Origin of the sequence: Nonomuraea sp. NPDC049625, assembly GCF_040675285.1 — a bacterium.
Lineage (GTDB): Bacteria > Actinomycetota > Actinomycetes > Streptosporangiales > Streptosporangiaceae > Nonomuraea > Nonomuraea angiospora_A.
On sequence record NZ_JBFAOQ010000004.1, the window covers coordinates 461,017 to 477,108 of the forward strand.

14 protein-coding genes are annotated in these 16,092 nt (G+C 71.3%); 5 read left to right on the plus strand and 9 right to left on the minus strand.

Features of this window, described 5'->3' with window-relative positions:
- Positions 1-28 precede the first annotated feature (28 nt).
- The 4 genes from rpoD to dnaG all read right to left on the minus strand — a co-directional run bounded on the left by rpoD (position 29) and on the right by dnaG (position 5,319).
- The gene (gene rpoD / locus AB0J87_RS20470; RefSeq protein WP_363967273.1) at positions 29-1,165 is read right to left on the minus strand and encodes an RNA polymerase sigma factor RpoD; all 1,137 of its coding nucleotides are present in this window, start codon (positions 1,163-1,165) and stop codon (positions 29-31) included.
- Positions 1,166-1,482: 317 nt separating this feature from the next.
- Positions 1,483-2,364 carry a hypothetical protein gene (locus AB0J87_RS20475; RefSeq protein ID WP_363967275.1) on the minus strand — a complete coding sequence of 294 codons (882 nt, stop codon included), beginning with the start codon at positions 2,362-2,364 and terminating at the stop codon, positions 1,483-1,485.
- A complete protein-coding gene (locus AB0J87_RS20480) occupies positions 2,361-3,347 on the minus strand; it encodes a hypothetical protein (RefSeq protein ID WP_363967277.1) in 987 nt (328 codons plus the stop codon). Before AB0J87_RS20480 ends, AB0J87_RS20475 begins: the two co-directional genes overlap by 4 nt.
- Before the next feature lie 130 nt (positions 3,348-3,477).
- Positions 3,478-5,319, minus strand: coding sequence for a DNA primase (gene dnaG / locus AB0J87_RS20485; protein WP_363967279.1), 1,842 nt, complete (start codon positions 5,317-5,319; stop codon positions 3,478-3,480).
- Between the two features lie 140 nt (positions 5,320-5,459).
- On the opposite strand from dnaG, the gene AB0J87_RS20490 reads away from it, so the two are divergent.
- A complete protein-coding gene (locus AB0J87_RS20490) occupies positions 5,460-6,368 on the plus strand; it encodes a M23 family metallopeptidase (protein ID WP_363967280.1) in 909 nt (302 codons plus the stop codon).
- On the opposite strand, the gene AB0J87_RS20495 is transcribed toward AB0J87_RS20490, so the two are convergent.
- The gene (locus tag AB0J87_RS20495) at positions 6,334-7,491 is read right to left on the minus strand and encodes an FAD-dependent oxidoreductase (protein WP_363967282.1); all 1,158 of its coding nucleotides are present in this window, start codon (positions 7,489-7,491) and stop codon (positions 6,334-6,336) included. The genes AB0J87_RS20490 and AB0J87_RS20495 overlap by 35 nt on opposite strands.
- A gap of 66 nt (positions 7,492-7,557) precedes the next feature.
- The gene (locus AB0J87_RS20500) at positions 7,558-8,778 is read right to left on the minus strand and encodes a deoxyguanosinetriphosphate triphosphohydrolase (protein ID WP_363967284.1); all 1,221 of its coding nucleotides are present in this window, start codon (positions 8,776-8,778) and stop codon (positions 7,558-7,560) included.
- Between the two features lie 81 nt (positions 8,779-8,859).
- Here AB0J87_RS20500 and AB0J87_RS20505 point away from each other — a divergent pair, with 81 nt between their 5' ends.
- The gene (locus AB0J87_RS20505) at positions 8,860-10,380 is read left to right on the plus strand and encodes a M48 family metallopeptidase (RefSeq protein WP_363967285.1); all 1,521 of its coding nucleotides are present in this window, start codon (positions 8,860-8,862) and stop codon (positions 10,378-10,380) included.
- On the opposite strand, the gene AB0J87_RS20510 is transcribed toward AB0J87_RS20505, so the two are convergent.
- A complete protein-coding gene (locus AB0J87_RS20510) occupies positions 10,377-11,108 on the minus strand; it encodes a phosphotransferase (protein WP_363967287.1) in 732 nt (243 codons plus the stop codon). The genes AB0J87_RS20505 and AB0J87_RS20510 overlap by 4 nt on opposite strands.
- A gap of 106 nt (positions 11,109-11,214) precedes the next feature.
- Between AB0J87_RS20510 and AB0J87_RS20515 the strand changes: the two genes are divergently transcribed.
- On the plus strand, positions 11,215-11,658 hold the full coding sequence (locus tag AB0J87_RS20515; RefSeq protein WP_363967289.1) for a DUF6194 family protein: 444 nt from the start codon (positions 11,215-11,217) through the stop codon (positions 11,656-11,658).
- Positions 11,659-11,697: 39 nt separating this feature from the next.
- Here AB0J87_RS20515 and AB0J87_RS20520 read toward each other — a convergent pair whose 3' ends face one another.
- Both AB0J87_RS20520 and AB0J87_RS20525 read right to left on the minus strand, forming a co-directional pair.
- Entirely contained in the window at positions 11,698-12,234 is a 537-nt protein-coding gene (locus AB0J87_RS20520) for a GNAT family N-acetyltransferase (RefSeq protein WP_363967291.1), read from the minus strand.
- A 52-nt stretch (positions 12,235-12,286) separates the two neighbouring features.
- Entirely contained in the window at positions 12,287-13,144 is an 858-nt protein-coding gene (locus tag AB0J87_RS20525) for a methyltransferase (RefSeq protein WP_363967292.1), read from the minus strand.
- A gap of 274 nt (positions 13,145-13,418) precedes the next feature.
- Here AB0J87_RS20525 and AB0J87_RS20530 point away from each other — a divergent pair, with 274 nt between their 5' ends.
- Positions 13,419-15,212, plus strand: coding sequence for a protein kinase (locus tag AB0J87_RS20530; protein ID WP_363967294.1), 1,794 nt, complete (start codon positions 13,419-13,421; stop codon positions 15,210-15,212).
- A gap of 81 nt (positions 15,213-15,293) precedes the next feature.
- Entirely contained in the window at positions 15,294-16,058 is a 765-nt protein-coding gene (locus tag AB0J87_RS20535; protein ID WP_363967296.1) for an FHA domain-containing protein, read from the plus strand.
- Positions 16,059-16,092 lie beyond the last annotated feature (34 nt).

Here is a 16,092-nt window from a genome sequence, read left to right on the forward strand (position 1 = left end):
GGGCCCGTTCCCTTGGGATCCCTCCGGATCAGTCCAGATAGTCCCTCAGCATCTGCGCCCGCGTCGGGTGCCGGAGCTTGGCCAGGGTCTTCGACTCGATCTGCCGGATGCGCTCCCGCGTGACCCCGAACTCCCTGCCCACCTCCTCCAGCGTGCGCGGATGACCGTCGGCGAGGCCGAAGCGGAGCTGGATGATGCGCTGCTCGCGGTCGGACAGCGTGGCCAGGATGTCGTCGAGCTGGTCCTGCAGCATGATGAAGGCCGCGGCCTCCATGGGCACGACGGCGTCGGCGTCCTCGATGAAGTCTCCGAGGTCGGAGTCCTCCTCACCGATCGGCGACTGCAGTGACACCGGCTCCTGGGCGATGCGCTGGATCTCCACCACGCGATCGACAGGGAGGTCCATCTCCTTGGCGATCTCCTCGGGAATCGGCTCGCGGCCGAGGTCCTGGTGGAGCTGGCGCTGCACGCGCACGAGCTTGTTGATGGTCTCCACCATGTGCACGGGAATGCGGATCGTCCGCGCCTGGTCGGCGATGGCCCTCGTGATCGCCTGCCTGATCCACCAGGTGGCGTAGGTGGAGAACTTGTAGCCCTTCGTGTAGTCGAACTTCTCGACCGCCCGGATGAGCCCGAGGTTGCCCTCCTGGATCAGGTCCAGGAACAGCATGCCGCGGCCCACGTACCGCTTGGCGATCGACACCACGAGCCTGAGGTTGGCCTCGATGAGCCGCTGCTTGGCCCGGGTGCCCTGCCAGACGAGCTCCCTGAACTCCGGGAAGGCCAGGCGCGAGACCCCGCTGCCCAGCTTGTCCTCGGCGAACAGACCGGCTTCGATCGACTTGGCGAGCTCCACCTCCTCCTCTGCGGTCAGCAAAGGCACACGGCCGATCTCCCGTAGATAAATACGGACCAGATCGCTGGTCGGCGCCCGCTTGCCAACGTCTTCCTCATCGGCGCGGGTGGCCTCCTCGTCGCCCTGGGGCTCGAGGACCTCCACGCCGTTCTCGGCGAGCATGCGCACGACGCGTTCCAGCGCGTCGGACGGCAACTCGGATCGGTCAAGCGCGGCTGCGACGTCATCGACGGTTACGCTCCCGCGCTCTCTTCCCTTCGCGACGAGGTCCGCCACCTGATCTACCGATGGCGGACTGCTTGGCAGCACCGATGCACCCACGGGAGACAGTCTGCAGTATTGGTTCCATCAAATGGCAGACCCATTTTTGTCACCGAAGGTAAGACTAACGTCCTTACCGAATTGAGATCACTTAAAGGTTTAGCCGGAGTTTGATCAGGAAAGTAAAGTCAATTACGCGGTCTGGATTCCCGGCGCCCGGCGACACCCTCCGGCGGACGCAACTCTTTCGCTGCCTGGAAGTCGTCGGCCATCCTCTTTGTCGCTGCATTGGACCGCGCCAGGCTCCCGGGCTTTCCCTGGTCAACCGCCCTGATATCCCGCTTGTCATCGCGGCCGAACTGTTATCAACCGCCCGCGTGGTATGCCCGCTTCACAGGGGTTCGGTAGTCGTCCGCGACCTGGCTCGCGCCGCTGTCCACGTCGATCCGGACCAGCCGTGTCCGGCCGCCGCCGTCCACGCGGAGCGTCACCTCCCGCTCCCCCGTCCAGGTGGCGGCCGCCGGCTTCTGGACGGTGATCTTCTCGCTCACCTGCCTGCTCGCCAGGTCGTACACCACCAGGCCCGGGGCCTGGCCCGGCACGTACACGGCGATCCTGCGCCCGTCGGCGGCCAGCGCCACGACCTTGCCGTCGCCGTCCCACGCGGGCAGGTTGAAGCCCACGATCTGGGGCGGGGTGTCGCGGCGGAGCACGCGCCCGCGCAGGTCCGTGACGGCCAGGTCGGTCGTCGAGCCGCTCCGGACCAGCAGCATCTCACCGCCGTCGCCGCTGAACCCGGCCGGGTTCCAGTTGAGGGGGGCCGGCAGCGAGCCGATCTTCTTGCCGGTGACGGCGTCGAACACGCGGCCCCGGTGGGAGCCGTCGTTGTCGAAATAGGCCAGCCGTCGGCCGTCCGGCGACAGCATCAGCGTCGTCTCGTCCACGCCCACCTCGTTCCTGGGCTGCTTGATCGATCCCACGCGCTTGCCGGAGGGGTAGGTGACGAGGGCTCTGTCCGCCGCCCTGAAGTAGGCCATCCGGGCCCCGTCGGCGCTCACCGCGACCGGCCTGTTGCCCTCCCCCAGCGCCTTCAGCGTGCGCGTGGCGCCGCTGCGGAGCACGACCTGGAGCGTCCTGCCCTTGAGCGGTGCCGCGTAGCGGATCGGGTCGCTCGCGGCCCCCGCGGCCGGCGTGATCGCGAACGGCGCCAGCAGGGCGGCCGCGACGGCAAGGTGACTCACTCTCACTTCGGCACCCCCGCGTGGATCGTGTACTTGTCCACCTGCTTGGTGGCCCCCGTCTCGGGGTCGAGCGCGTAGACCCGGGTGGTCCGCCGCAACTCCTCGTCGGAACCGACGACGCGGCGAAGCTCCAGCCGCCCGCCCGGCCCCCAGGCCAGGCTCGAGGTGCCCTGCGTCGCCTTGATCGGTCTGCCCTTGCCCGCCCAGGCGCGGGCCAGCAGGTCGTACGTCCGCACCCGCTCAGGCTGCTTGCCCGCCGTGGGCGGCCGCACCAGGAGCGTGTGGCCGTCGGCCGCCAGCACGAACTCGGAGTCCCTGGACACGACCTCCTGGGGCGGCGTGTCGGCGACCGGCTCGCCGTCCAGCGGATACGCGAGCACCTCGATCGTGTTGTCGTCCTTCGCCCTGGTCGCGAGCACCTCGTCACCGTCGGCGCCGAACCCCTTCGGCACGTCGGTCGCCGGGAGCGTCCTGACCGTCTGGCCGGTCACCACGTCGACCACCATCGGCGCCCGCGGCTTCGCCGCCTCCGCGAAGCCGACCAGCAGGCGGCGGCCGTCGGGCGACAGGAACAGGTCGACGTACTTGGTGCCCACGCCCTTGCCGTAGGCGGGCAGCACGGTCGCCTTGCCGCCGGGCCACCGCTCGACGACCACCCGGCCGTCGCGGGCCCTGACGTAGGCGACGGTGCCGCCGTCACCGCTGACCTCGAACGGCGCCGGATCGTCCTCCACCTCGTCGGCCCGCGTCCCGTCGGCCTCGGTGGCGTACCGGGCGGCGGCGGGGAACTTCACCCAGCGGCCGTCGCGCAGGTAGAGGTACCAGGGGGCCTTCTTGCACGGGATGAAGTAGTCAGCGCCGCAGTTGGGCAGATGTGCGGCCCGGACCGGCGAGCTCTTGGCCGCCCCCGCCTCCGCCGTGCCGGCCGCGCCCGCCACCATCGCCACGGCCGCCAGCGCCCCCAGGGCCGACGTGATCTTGACTCTCACGCCGGTTTAGACCGCTTCGCCGCCGCAAAGGTTGATCACAAACCCATCACGCCGGGCAGGCGGCGCAGGGCACGTGGCCCGCGGGCCGGGGCCCAGGGCGGCGTGCGGGCGTGGCCGTCGGGGGCGGGGGTCAGCTGCCGGCGGCGCGGTCGCGGAGGACGCGGCGCTGTTGCTCCAGCGCCACCAGCTCCCCGAACAGCTTGTTGTACTCCTGCTGCTCCTCCACCGGATTGAGCCGCTGCATCCGCGACTTCGCCTGCGCGATGGCCCGGTCGACCGCGATGGCCTCGATGGCCGCCAGCATGGCGCCGGCGTAGCGTTCCTCGGCGTGCGCGTCCGCCTGGATGGGCTCCACCGCGAAGCGGGTCACCAGCCCCCGCGCCCCCTCCTCGTGCGCGTGCTCCAGCAGCCGGTCGACCCACTCGCGGCCGCCGTAGGAGCCGGCGGCCACGCCGCCCGCGGCGAGGATGACCTTGTGCAGCGTCACGTGGTCGGGAGCCGTGAACGCCTGCGGGTCGAGCGCGTCGAAGCGGGGCCCGAGCAGCGCCGGGCGCTGCACCGCGAGCTTGAGCAACTCCCCCTCCACCCGCACGCTCGGGTCGACGGGCGCCGCCTGGGGCGCGCGCCTCGGGCGGCCCTGCTGCGCCCCGCCCACCTCGGCGATGCGCTGCATCACGAACCGCTCGTCCATGAACCCCAGCCACCGGTCGAGGTCGATGGCGTAGCGCTTGCGCAGCCCGACGTCCTTGATCCCGGCCACGATCGGCGCGGCGGCGTCGAGCGCGGCGATCTTGCCTTCGTTGCTGCGCAGGTCGTAGCGGGAGATCGTGCTCCTGATCGCGAACTGGAAGAGCGGCTCCCGGCTCGCGATGAGGTCCCGCACGGCCGCGTCGCCCTGCTTGACCCGCAGGTCGCACGGGTCGAGCCCGTCGGGCTGCACCGCGACGTAGGTCTGGGTGACGAACTTCTGCTCGTCGGCGAACGCCCGCAGCGCCGCCTTCTGCCCGGCCGCGTCGCCGTCGAAGGTGAAGATCACCTCGCCCCGGAATTCGGCCTGGTCGAGCAGGAATCTGCGCAGGATCTTGATGTGCTCCTCGCCGAACGACGTGCCGCAGGTGGCCACCGCCGTCGGCACTCCGGCCAGATGGCAGGCCATCACATCGGTATAGCCTTCGACGATCACCGCCTGGGCGCGCTTGGAGATCTCCCGTTTGGCGAGATCAATCCCATAAAGCACCTGGCTCTTCTTGTAAAGCGGCGAGTCAGGCGTATTCAGATATTTCGGACCATCATCGGAATCGAGCAACTTCCGCGCGCCGAATCCGATCACATCGCCCGTGGCGTCCCTGATAGGCCAGATCAGCCGCCCTCTGAAGCGGTCGATGGGCCCCCGCCGGCCCTCCTTGGCCAGCCCGCCCTTGACGATCTCCTCGGCGGTGAACCCGCGCCCCAGCAGATGCCGCGTCAGCGCCTCCCATTCGGCCGGCGCGTAGCCCACCCCGAACAGCTCGGCGTCGGCCCGCTCGAAGCCCCGCTCCGACAGGAACCTCCGCCCGGGCGCCGCGTCGGGCACAAGCAGCTTGTCCGCGTAGAACTCCGCCGCCGCCTTGTGCGCCTCGATCAGCCGGGCCCGCTCGCCGTGGTCGCGCCTGGGGACGTAGCCGCCCTGCTCGTACTGCAGCGTGATCCCGGCCCGCTGCGCCAGCCGCTCGACCGCCTCGCCGAACGACAGGTGCTCGATCTTCTCGACGAACGTGATCACGTCGCCGCCCTCGGAGCAGCCGAAGCAGAAGTACATCCCGCGCTCGGGGGTGACGTTGAAGGACGGGCTCTTCTCGTCGTGGAAGGGGCACAGGCCCTTGAGGTTGCCGCCCCCTGCGTTGCGCAACTGGATGTGTTCGCCGATCACGTCGGCGATGGGTGAACGCTCACGTACGAGCGCGATGTCGACATCACGGATCCGGCCAGCCACGCCGGTGAGTCTATTCCGCCCCACCGACGGTTCCGCCCCTCCGGGCCCGGTACGGGTAGGCGCGCATTACCTGTCGGTTGCTAAAGAGGGAAACCGGCTCTGCGGGAGCTCCCGGTCGGCTACAAAGGTAAAGGTTGTCGGTGGAAACGGTGACACGGGTGGAGATCATGCGCACGGGGCATCTCGGACGATGGGCGGCCGTCACGGCCGCCCTGTTGCTGACCGGCGCCTGCTCCCAGGCCACCGGCCTGGCGGGGGTCAACGCGACCTCGCCGTCGACCCCGCCGGCCACGAGCCCGCCGGCCGCCGCGCAGCCCGGCGAATCGGCGGAGCCGGAGGCCGAGCACCAGGCGGCCGAGCAGCCGCCCAAGGGCGACGACCCGGTGAAGGTGCCGCCGCCGAAGATGTCGAAGTACGAGTACACCTTCCCGGTCAAGGGCTGCAAGACGACCTACCAGCGCCAGCTCCTCGTACTGCCCAAGACGACGATCTGGGCGCCGCAGGGGTGCGCGTTCGTGGCCCCGATCGGCGGCGTCGTGGACGAGGTGAACCTCCAGGACAAGTGGAGCTCGTCCACCGACGCGGGGGCCGCCCGCGAGGGCAGGTTCGTCACGATCATCGGCGAGGACGGCGTGCGTTACCTCGGCGGTCACCTCGACACGATCGCCGACGGCGTCCGGCCGGGCGTCCCGGTCAAGGCGGGCCAGCTGCTCGGGCGGGTGGGCCGGACGGGCAACGCCCGCGAAACCGGGCCCAACCTCTACTTCGCGATCTCGTGGAAGACGGGCCCGGCCTTCTGGTGGGTACGCAGGGGCATGGTCAAGCCCTGGGACTACCTCGACGCCTGGGCGACCGGCAACCGCACGTACTCGCCCAGGGAGGAGACGCTGGCGTTGCGCGGCAAGCTGGGCGAGACGCCGGGCTGCGCCGTGCAGTGCGGGTCGAAGAAGGTCCCGCAGGCCGGCAAGACCCAGGGCCCGAAGCCGAAGCGCACCGACGACGGCGTGATCACCGTCACCCCGTCGATAGCTCCTTTTGATCAACAATGACGCGTGACCTGATGAGCTCCTGGATCTCGTCCACGACGTCCCAGACGTTGACGTTCATGCCGGCGATCACGCGTCCCTCGCGCAGCCAGTACGCGATGAACTCCAGGCTCTCCGGCTCGCCGCGGTAGACGATCTCGTCGTAGCCCTCGATGTCGCCGGAGAACTCCATGCCCAGCTCGTACTGGTCGGTGTAGAAGTACGGGATCCGGTCGTAGACCACGTCCTGGCCGAGCATGGACCGGGCGGCGGCGGGGCCGCCGTGCAGGGCGTTGGCCCAGTGTTCGACGCGCAGGCGGCGCCCGTACAGGGGGTGGAGGGGCTCGGCCACGTCGCCGGCGGCGAACACGTCGGGGTGCGAGGTGCGCAGCGCGGCATCGGTGTGGATGCCCTGGCCGACGTCGAGCCCGGCGTCACGGGCGAGCCCGACCTCGGGCGCGGCGCCGATGCCGACGACGACGAAGTCGGCGGCGAGCCGCTCGCCCGAGCTGAGCCGCACGCCCGTCTCGGTGATCTCGGCGGCGGCGGTGCCGAAGCGCAGGTCCACGCCCTTGCTGACGTGCAGGCGGGCGAACAGGTCGCCGAGCTCGTTGCCGAGCGGCCGGTTGAGCGCGGTGGGCTCGGGCTCGACGACGGTGACCTCGCAGCCGGCCGCGCGGGCGGCCGCCGCGGTCTCCAGCCCGATCCAGGAGGCGCCGACGATGAGCACGCTGCCCGCGCTCGCCAGGCGCTCTTTGAGCGCCTCGCTGTCGTGGACGGTCCGCAGATAGTACGCGGGCCCCGGCAGGCGTCGCGGCGTGGCGCCGGTGGCGATGAGCAGCTTGTCGTACCGCCGGCGCGACCCGTCGCCGAGCCTGACCAGGTGGTTGTCGAGCTCGATGCGCGTGACGCGCGTGCCGAGCCGCAGATCGACGGCGTTGTCCGCGTACCACTCCGGGCCGTGGACGAAGATGCTCTCTCGTTCGCTCTTGCCCTGGAGGTAGTCCTTGGACAGGGGCGGTCGTTCGTAGGGCCGTTCGTTCTCCGCGCCGATGAGCACGATCTCGCCGTCGAAGCCTTCCTCGCGCAACGTCTCCGCGGCCTTGGCCCCCGCGAGTCCGGCACCGACGATCACATATGTGGCCATGGGCGCAGTATCCGCCTGCGACGGTCATGGGGAAAGCCGGGTGTACCGGATCATGGGGAAACTTGGTCAGCGGGAGAGCCTGCGGTGCCACGCCACGGCGGAGGTGTCGGTGAGCGAGGCGATCTGGTCGATCACCACGCGGACGCGGGCCGCGTCGTCGGCGGCGCCCAGGTACGCGGGCCTGAAGGCGGGCTCCAGCGTGCCCGGAGCGCCCAGCGTGATCATCGAGGCCAGTTCGGTGATGAGCTCGCGCTGCCTGGCCTGGTTGGCGTTGTGGTCCCTGGTGGCCATGACGTAGTGGGCGGTGACGCCCTTGAGCAGGGCGCACTCCAGGCGGGTGGCGTGGGGCACGACGAGGTCGGCGCGGTGGCGGGAGCCGTACACCTCCTTGGTGGCGGTCTGGGCCGAGCGGCAGAAGCGGCCGATGAGGCCGCTCGTGAGGGCTTTGAGCCCCGCCAGGTCGGCGAGCGTGGCCTCGAAGCGGCGCGGCCAGAGCGGGTCGGTGATCAGCTTGGCGAAGATCTCCTCCAGCTCGCCGAGGTCGGCGTTGGGGGCGTACCAGGTGCGGGTGGTCTCGCACACCAGCGTGCGCTCGATGGGCGAGCGCAGCGCCTCGGGGGTGACGTGGCCGGAGTGGAGCGCGTCCTCGAGGTCGTGTACGGAGTAGGCGACGTCGTCGGCCCAGTCCATGATCTGCGCCTCGAAGCTCACCCGCCCGTCCGGCGCGCCGTCCCGGATCCAGCGGAACACGGGTAGATCATCGTCATATACGCCGAATTTTGCGGATTTTTCGCATGTCCAGGGATATTTGATGGAAGCGTCGAGCGCCGCCCGCGTCAGGTTGAGCCCGGCGCTGCGGCCGTCCTCCGTGAGGACCTTGGCCTCCAGCCTGGTGAGCAGGCGCAGGCTCTGCGCGTTGCCCTCGAAACCGCCGCACGAGGCCGACAGCGCGTTGAGCGCCATCTCCCCGTTGTGGCCGAAAGGTGGGTGCCCCAGGTCGTGCGCCAGGCACGCGGTCTCCACCAGGTCGGGATCGACGCCGAGCGTGGCGCCCATCTCCCTGCCGACCTGACCGCATTCGAGGGAGTGCGTGAGCCTCGTGCGCGGGATGTGCTGGCCGCCGCCGAGGGACTCGGCAGGGCCCACGACCTGCGTTTTCGCGGCCAGCCTGCGCAGGGCGGCACTGTGCAGCACGCGGGCGCGGTCGCGCTCGAATGCGGAGCGTTCGGGATTGCCGGGAGGTTCCGGAACCCAACGCTCCTGATCATGGTCATCGTAGTACGGCATTGCTTAGGTGATTTTATCCAGTTTCCGGTCTCCGCTAAGGTCGAGCCTCGCGAGAACCCCTTCCCCGGGAGCCCTCACCCCATGACGACAGCGTTCCGAGCAGTGCTGGCCTTCATCCTGCTCGCCGGCTTCTACGTTCTGGTCGGCCTCTTCCTGGTGGCCGCCATCTTCTTCGATGTCCTGCTCCTCGTGGACTTCCACGCGAACACCCTCAAGCTCGCGATCATCCTCACCCTGGTCGCCGGCGCGCTCGTACAGGCCCTGTTCGTGGTGAGCCGCCGCCAGGGCGGCGAGCAACCGGGCGTGCCGATCGGGCGCGAGCACGAGCCCGCGCTCTGGCAGACGGTCGAGGAGCTCGCCCAGCGCGTGCGCACGGCGCCGCCGGACGAGATCCGGCTGGTGGCGGAGGTGAACGCGGCCGTTTCCGAGGACACGCGCTGGCTGGGGATGAAGGCGACGCGGCGGCGGATGTTCATCGGGCTGCCGCTGCTGCAGACGCTGACGGTGGACGAGCTGCGCGCGGTGCTCGGGCACGAGCTGGGCCACTACAGCGGCGCTCACACGCGGCTGGGCGCGCCGGTCTACCGGGGGCGGGTCTCGCTCCTCGCCACCGTCCAGGGGCTGCGCAACCACCCGTTCGTCCAGCGCCTGTTCACCTGGTACGCCAAGTTCTACCTGCGGGTCTCGCAGGCCGTCTCGCGCAAGCAGGAGCTGGAGGCCGACCAGTTCGCGGTCGCGATCGGCGGGCGGCAGGCCATGGCCGGGGCGCTGCAGAAGATCCAGACCACCGCGACCGGCTGGGACCTCTACGTCGCCAACTACCTGTCGCTCACCGGCGCGGGCGGCACCAGGCCCCTCTCGGTGTTCGGGGGCTTCCACGCGCTCATGAGCGACTCCGACCGGCAGGCCGAGATCGCCAAGCTGGGAGAGGAGCCGCAGGAGGTCTCGCCGTACGACTCCCATCCGAGCCTGACCGAGCGCCTGGCCGCCATCGAGCACCTGCCGGAGCCGCCGCACGTCCCCGACCCCCGCTCGGCCCTGACGCTGCTGCGCGACGCGAACGTGGCGGTGCAGGCCGTGGAGCAGTCCATGTGGACGCCGGAGGCGCTGACCGGGCTGCGGCCGGTGTCGTGGGAGGAGCTGGTGTCGCACGCCATGTACGCGGGCCGCAACGCCGACGCCCTCCACGACCTGGCGGTCGCCGGCCAGCGGGTGATGGGGGCCGCGCGGCCGTACCTGGACGCCGCCTTCGAGGCGATCGCCCGGGGCCGGCAGGCGGAGCTGGAGGCCGTCCTGCGCGAGCAGGGCTGGAACGCGTCGGAGACCCTGCTCGCCGGGGTGCTGGGGCAGGCGCTGGAGGCGGTGCTGATCCAGCTCGGCGAGGCCAAGTGGACGCTGTCGTGGTCGGGGCCGGCGCGGCTGCTGTTCGACGACGGGGAGGAGGTGGCGCTGTCGGAGTACGCGGCCCAGGTGTCGGCCAATCCGGAGGCCGTCTCCGGGCTCCGGCGGTGGCTGGGGGACCACGGCATGCGCCACGACTACGTCCCGATCGAGGAGCCCTCCCCCGGGCAGCCCGCCGAGGCCGCGACCCCCTCGGTCTAGCGCATTGCCCGCTCGAATCCGGCGCGGTGCTCGGCGACCCAGTCGTGGCAGGCGCGCACCTGCGCCACCGCCCCCTGCTCGCGCAGCCTGATCGCGTACGCCAGCCCCTGCGCGGCATCCCGCTCGATGCCGCGCCGGCATCGGTCCTGCCACCAGAGGATCGTCTCGACCACCTCGCCGCGCTCCCGCAGCCCGTAGGCGTCGCAGATCAGCCGCACCCGCCGGGCCGCGTCGGCCGGGTCGGCGATCAGCGGGCCCAGGCCCGCGTACTGCCAGCAGACGTGCGCCACGTCGTGAACGCGCCGTCCCGGCCCCGCCATGTCCCAGTCGATGAACGCCACCGGCCGCGGCTCCTCGCCCCGGTAGACGGTGTTCCGGGGAGACAGGTCGTTGTGGCAGACCACCTCCTCCTCCCCGGCCAGTGAGGTGCCGGCGGTCAGGTCGTGGAACTCCCGCACCAGCTCCGCGGCCCGCGCCAGGCTCTCGTCCGAGGCGACGCCGTCCGGCTGGACGTCCTCCCAGGCCACGTGGCCGTCCATGAAGCTCAGGATCTCCCGACCGCGCTCGTCGAGGCCCAGGAACCGGGGCGCGGCCGCCCATCCGCTCCGCTCGAAGAGGCGCAGCAGCTCGTGCACGTACGCGGCCCGCTGTCCGGGCGTGCGGCGGACGGTGTCGCCGACGCGGACGACCGCGTTGACGAAACCCCCGGGGAGGTGTGTCTCGGACATGGTCTCCAGCCTGTCGCATAGGTCAGCGGTTTGAGGCTTTCACGCGGTCGATGGCCTGTTCAGCACGCAAAGTCTCACAGGGCAGTGCAATGAAACACTTGAAGGTATGACTGAGAGCGAAATCATCGAGTTCGTGTCCGGTTTCCCCGGAGTCGTGACCCAGACCATCGAGGAGAACAGCGAGGCCCCCGAGATGGCCTGGGGCGACACGTTCTTCTTCTACGACCCGGAAGGCACCCTGGAGACCCATCCCCGGCAGCCGTTCGCCACGATCGTCATCAAGGACTACCCGGATTGGGACACCTTCTCCGACCTGAACAGGACGGGCGTGTTCCGGCTCAACATCGCCGTCGGGCGCGCCACCCTCCAGCGGCTCGCCGGCGACGACGCCGAGGTCGACTACACGGCCGAGGACCGCGTCCTCCCCCACCCCAAGTACGCGACCCAGGGCTGGATCGCCATCGTGAACCCGGGCGAGCAGGCCCGCCCCCTCCTGACCGAGGCACACACGCGCGCCGTCACCCGCCACCGCCCCCGCAAGACCTCCTGACCCTCGCGCCTGGCCGGTCCCCGGCCAGGCGCAGCGAGGTCAGCGGGGTTCGTCGTCCCAGTCGGGGGGCGTCACCGTGCCGGAGAGCCAGTCGCGGCGCAGGATCGCGTAGCCGACGGCGTCGTGGACCGTGCCGTCCAGGCCCGGCCACGACTCCCGGTAGTGCGACTCCTTGGCGTACCCGCTCTTGCGGAAGACCGCCCGCATCGCGTGGTTGTCCTGGCGGGTCGTGCCCTCGATCCGGTTGACGCGCGGGAGTTCGGTGAACAGGTAGCCGGTCAGCCAGGCGACCGCCGCGGCGCCGAGGCCCCGGCCCCGCCATTCCCGCCCGATCCGCAGGTCGAACAGGGGGGTGTCGTCGGCGAGGTCCTGCAGCCGGACCAGGCCCGCGCGCTCCCCATCGGCGAGCACCCAGAACGTCCTGGACTCCTCGTCGTCGTAGAGGCCGTCCGCGGCGCGCTCGCGCACGGTCTCGGGGTCCTGGACGCCCGCGTGAAAGGGCCATTCGTGCCCGGTGAGGAAGCCGACGAGCGCTTCGACGTCGTCCGGGGAGAATCTCGTGAACTCGATCTGCACCCCCCGCATCCTTCTGACGGGCTCCGCGCGGGGTCAACCGAATTTCAGCGGGTCAGCCGATCACTCGCTCGGGGCTGTCCAGCCAGACCCGCTGCCCGTCGGGCGTGATCGTCACGCCGAACCGCTCCCGCTCCGGCTCGCCCCAGTCCGCCCACGTCCGGCGGGCGTCACCCGGCTCGGCCAGGACGTCCTCGGCCAGGACGGCGCCCGGCGGGGTGTCGCGCCGCGTCCACGTCATGGTCGTGAGCGGGGAGAACCGGCCGTCGGCCGTGCCGTCCGGCCCGACCACGAGCCGCAGGGCGTGCCCGTCGCCGTACGGCGCGACCACCACCCCGCCCGGCCTGGTCTGCGCGATCCAGGCGTACGGCACGGTCCGCACGGCGTACGTCGCGTGCACCCCGTCGTACGGCGCCCGCTCGGCCCACCCCGCCGCGCCGTCGCCCACGACCAGGTGCGGGAGCGCTCCCGCGGCGGCCAGGTTCTTGGCGGCCTGCTCGGCCACAGTGGGATCCGCCTCGATGGAGGTCACACTCCCCGACTGCCCGACCAGCCGGCACAGCAGGGCGGCAGTCCACCCCGTACGCGTGCCCACCTCCAGCACCCTCTGGCCCGGCGCCGGTCCGAGCAGCTCCAGCAGGTCGGCGACCGCGCTGGGCGCGGGACAGGAGCACCCGTCGGCGGCGACGATCGGGCGCCCGGCGTAAACGGCGTCCCACCAGGCCGGCGGGTCGGCCTCCCGGTCGATCGGCGCGCTCCCCCCGTCGCGCTCGGGCGACTCCCCCGCCGGCGGCACGAACCAGTGGCGCGGGACCGCCCGCAGCGCCTGCTCGATCGGCCGGGTGAGGGGCGGGCGGTGGTCGGTGATCGCCGCGATCATCGCGTCGAGCCGCCACGCGATGTGCGTGAACATCACACCTCCCCGTTCGCGAAAGGATGCCCGCATTCGTGCCTCCCCACAGCTCCACCTCCATATCTCGGGAAACGCTATCCGTGACGGTACGACTACGATCCGGATGCGGCAAGGGTTTCCATGGAAGTCACCGCCGAGGTGGGCGGCGCTGACATCCGGCCCGCGCGCCGGGTGAGGGAACGCCGTCAGAAGCGCCGCCAAAACGCTGCGTATCTCCCCGATCACCCAGTAAATTCGGAACCATCGCGCCAAACACCGGCGAGGGGGGATCGGGGTGCCGGGGAGCACGGCGATCGGCGGGCGTTACCAGCTGGTCACCTGCCTGGGCGGCGGCGCCGCGGCCGAGGTCTGGCTGGCCCTGGACCTGGGCCTCAACCGGGAGGTCGTGGTCAAACGTCTGCTGTCCGACAACCCCGGGTCCAGCCGGTTGCGCGCCGAGGCGCGGGCCCTGGCCGCGTTCAACCACCGGCATGTGGTCACCCTGCACGACACGGTGGACGACCCGGAGACGGGCACGTTCTGGCTCGTGATGGAGCACGTGCCCGGCGGGAGCCTGGACGGCCGGACCATGTCACCGGAGCGGGCGGCGCACGTCGGCGCGCAGATCGCGGACGCGCTGGCCGCCATGCACGCCGAGCGCATCGTGCATCTCGACGTGAAACCGGCCAACATCGTCGCCGCCGATGACGGCGTCGTGAAGCTGGCCGACTTCGGCGCCGCGTACCGGGTCGGGGGCCGCGACACGATCACCCCGAACGGCGCCATCAGCTACACCGTCGCCTACGCCGCCCCCGAGGTCATCAGGGGGCAGCCCGACCCCAGGTCCGACGTGTTCTCCCTCGGGGCCACCCTCTACGCGCTGGTCGCCGGGCGTCCGCCGCGCCGGGGAGCCGGCGACACGGAGTCGGACGCCGACATCGTGGCGTGGCGGGCCGCGCATTCGGACGTCTCGCTGACGGCGGACGTGGGACCGCTGGACGGGCTGCTGCGGGAGATGCTGCGGCTGGACCTCCGGGAGCGGCCGGAGATCGAGGACGTACGGAAACGGCTGGCCGAGATCACCGGAACGCCGCCGCCGGTCCCCGCACGGCGGCGGTTTCCGCTCCTCGTGGCGGCGGTGGCCGCCGCGGCGGTGCTGATCGCCGCCGGGTCCGTCCTCGGAGAACGCGGCACACCGCCGCCCAGAGCCTCGGTGGCCCCCGCCACCCCTGCGCAGGCGGGGGACCTCTTGATCGGCGACCCCCGCACGGCCGACCCCTGCGCCATGACCGACGCCACCGCGCTCGACCGGTTCGGGAAGACCGAGCTCGACCGCGACTACGGGAACTTCGACCGGTGCGACGTCAGAGTGTCCCCGCCGGGCGGCGGAGTCGTGGACGTCGTGGTGGACCTCAACCACGACCCGCCTCCCGAGCAGCTCGGGGTGGCGCGGACCGTGGGCGGCATCACGGTGGCCGACGACCCCGCCGAGAGCGACGAGTGCTCGCGGACGCTCGTCCTGCCCGGCGTGGACGACGTCATCGTGAAAGTCCGGGCCAAGTGGGAGGGCGACGAGGGCAAGGCCGGGCTCTGCGAGATCGCCGACGCCGCCGCCACCGTCGCGGCGCGGGCGCTCGGCCGGGGCCCGCTCGAACGCCGTACCCCGCCGCTCCCCGCCACGTCGCTGGCGCAGCGGGACGCCTGCTCGCTGCTGTCCGGCAAGGCCCTGGAGGCCGTCCCGGGCATCGACGCCGCCGGCCCGGACGTCGGGTTCGGCGGGTGGGACTGCGAGTGGGACAGCACCACCAGTGACACCTGGGTGGACCTGGACTTCGACCGCGACCAGCCGCCCACCGCCGAGGACGGGACGGCCACCCGGATCAACGGCTACCGCGCCTTCGTCCGGCCGGACCGGGAGGAGTGGACCTGCGAGGTCGAGGTGGTGTTCCGTCCGTACACCGATCAGGACGGCCGGACGGCGGTCGAGGAGGTACTCCTCGTGATCGGCGGCTCGCGCCCCATGGACCGGCTGTGCGGGATGGCCACCGCGCTCGCCCGCTCGGCCACCGCCGAGCTGCGCGGCGCCTGACGTCACGTTCCCGGGGAGGGTCCCGGAGAGGTTGGGGCACCATACGGCTGCGTCCGACAAGCACCGAGGAGGCGAACAGAGATGAGCGCTCCCCACAGCCTCGCCCACGGCGTGGACCCGGCCGTCCCGGGCACGCTGCACGCCCGCACCATCATGGGCGGCATCAGGGTCGCGCCACGCCCGGGCCGTCATGTCCGCTTCGGCCGCGACCAGCGCCCGAACGTCGACCTGCGGGTGGGCGCGGACGACCAGTCGGTGAGCCGCCTGCACGCCGAGGTGACGTACGAGGACAGCCGGTGGTGGCTGCGCAACCTGGGCCAGCAGCTCGTCCGCCTGCCGCGCGGCCAGCTGATGCACAGCTCCACCGACCCCGTCCCGCTGGCGCCGGGCTACACCCCGCTGTTCATCAGGGGCTCCGGCTACCGCCAGCACCTGGTGGAGCTCTACGTCACGGGCGCCTACGGCGACATCCAGGCCGACCTGCACGCGGCCGCGACCACCCCGCCGAAGATCTGGGGCCTCAGCGAGACGGAACGCCTGCTCCTGGTGGTGCTGGGCGAGCGCTACCTGCTGTACGAGGAGGCTCCGCGCCCGTTGACGTACAACCAGGCCGAGGCCCGGCTGGCCTACCTGCGGCCCGGGGAGAAATGGCGGGCGGGCATCGTCGAGGACCGGATCGAGGCCGTGCGGCACCGCCTCCACGCCGCCGGCTTCCCGTACCCGCTGCGCCACGACCGGTCGGAAGGCCGCCCGTACGACAACAACCTCCTGCACAACCTCCTCAGAGGCCTGGTGGAGTCGACCACCCTCGTCCCCCCGGACCTGGACCTCCTGGAGACCTCATGAAACGATCTGGTCCTGTGATCCGGGCGCCCCGTAT

Bases quoted from the DNA above. Each gene is read 5' to 3' on its own strand.
- AB0J87_RS20495 (WP_363967282.1), bottom strand. From the start codon at position 7,491: ATGGCCACATATGTGATCGTCGGTGCCGGACTCGCGGGGGCCAAGGCC.
- AB0J87_RS20500 (WP_363967284.1), bottom strand. From the start codon at position 8,778: ATGCCGTACTACGATGACCATGATCAGGAGCGTTGGGTTCCGGAACCT.
- AB0J87_RS20505 (WP_363967285.1), top strand. From the start codon at position 8,860: ATGACGACAGCGTTCCGAGCAGTGCTGGCCTTCATCCTGCTCGCCGGC.
- AB0J87_RS20510 (WP_363967287.1), bottom strand. From the start codon at position 11,108: ATGTCCGAGACACACCTCCCCGGGGGTTTCGTCAACGCGGTCGTCCGC.
- AB0J87_RS20515 (WP_363967289.1), top strand. From the start codon at position 11,215: ATGACTGAGAGCGAAATCATCGAGTTCGTGTCCGGTTTCCCCGGAGTC.
- AB0J87_RS20525 (WP_363967292.1), bottom strand. From the start codon at position 13,144: ATGTTCACGCACATCGCGTGGCGGCTCGACGCGATGATCGCGGCGATC.
- AB0J87_RS20535 (WP_363967296.1), top strand. From the start codon at position 15,294: ATGAGCGCTCCCCACAGCCTCGCCCACGGCGTGGACCCGGCCGTCCCG.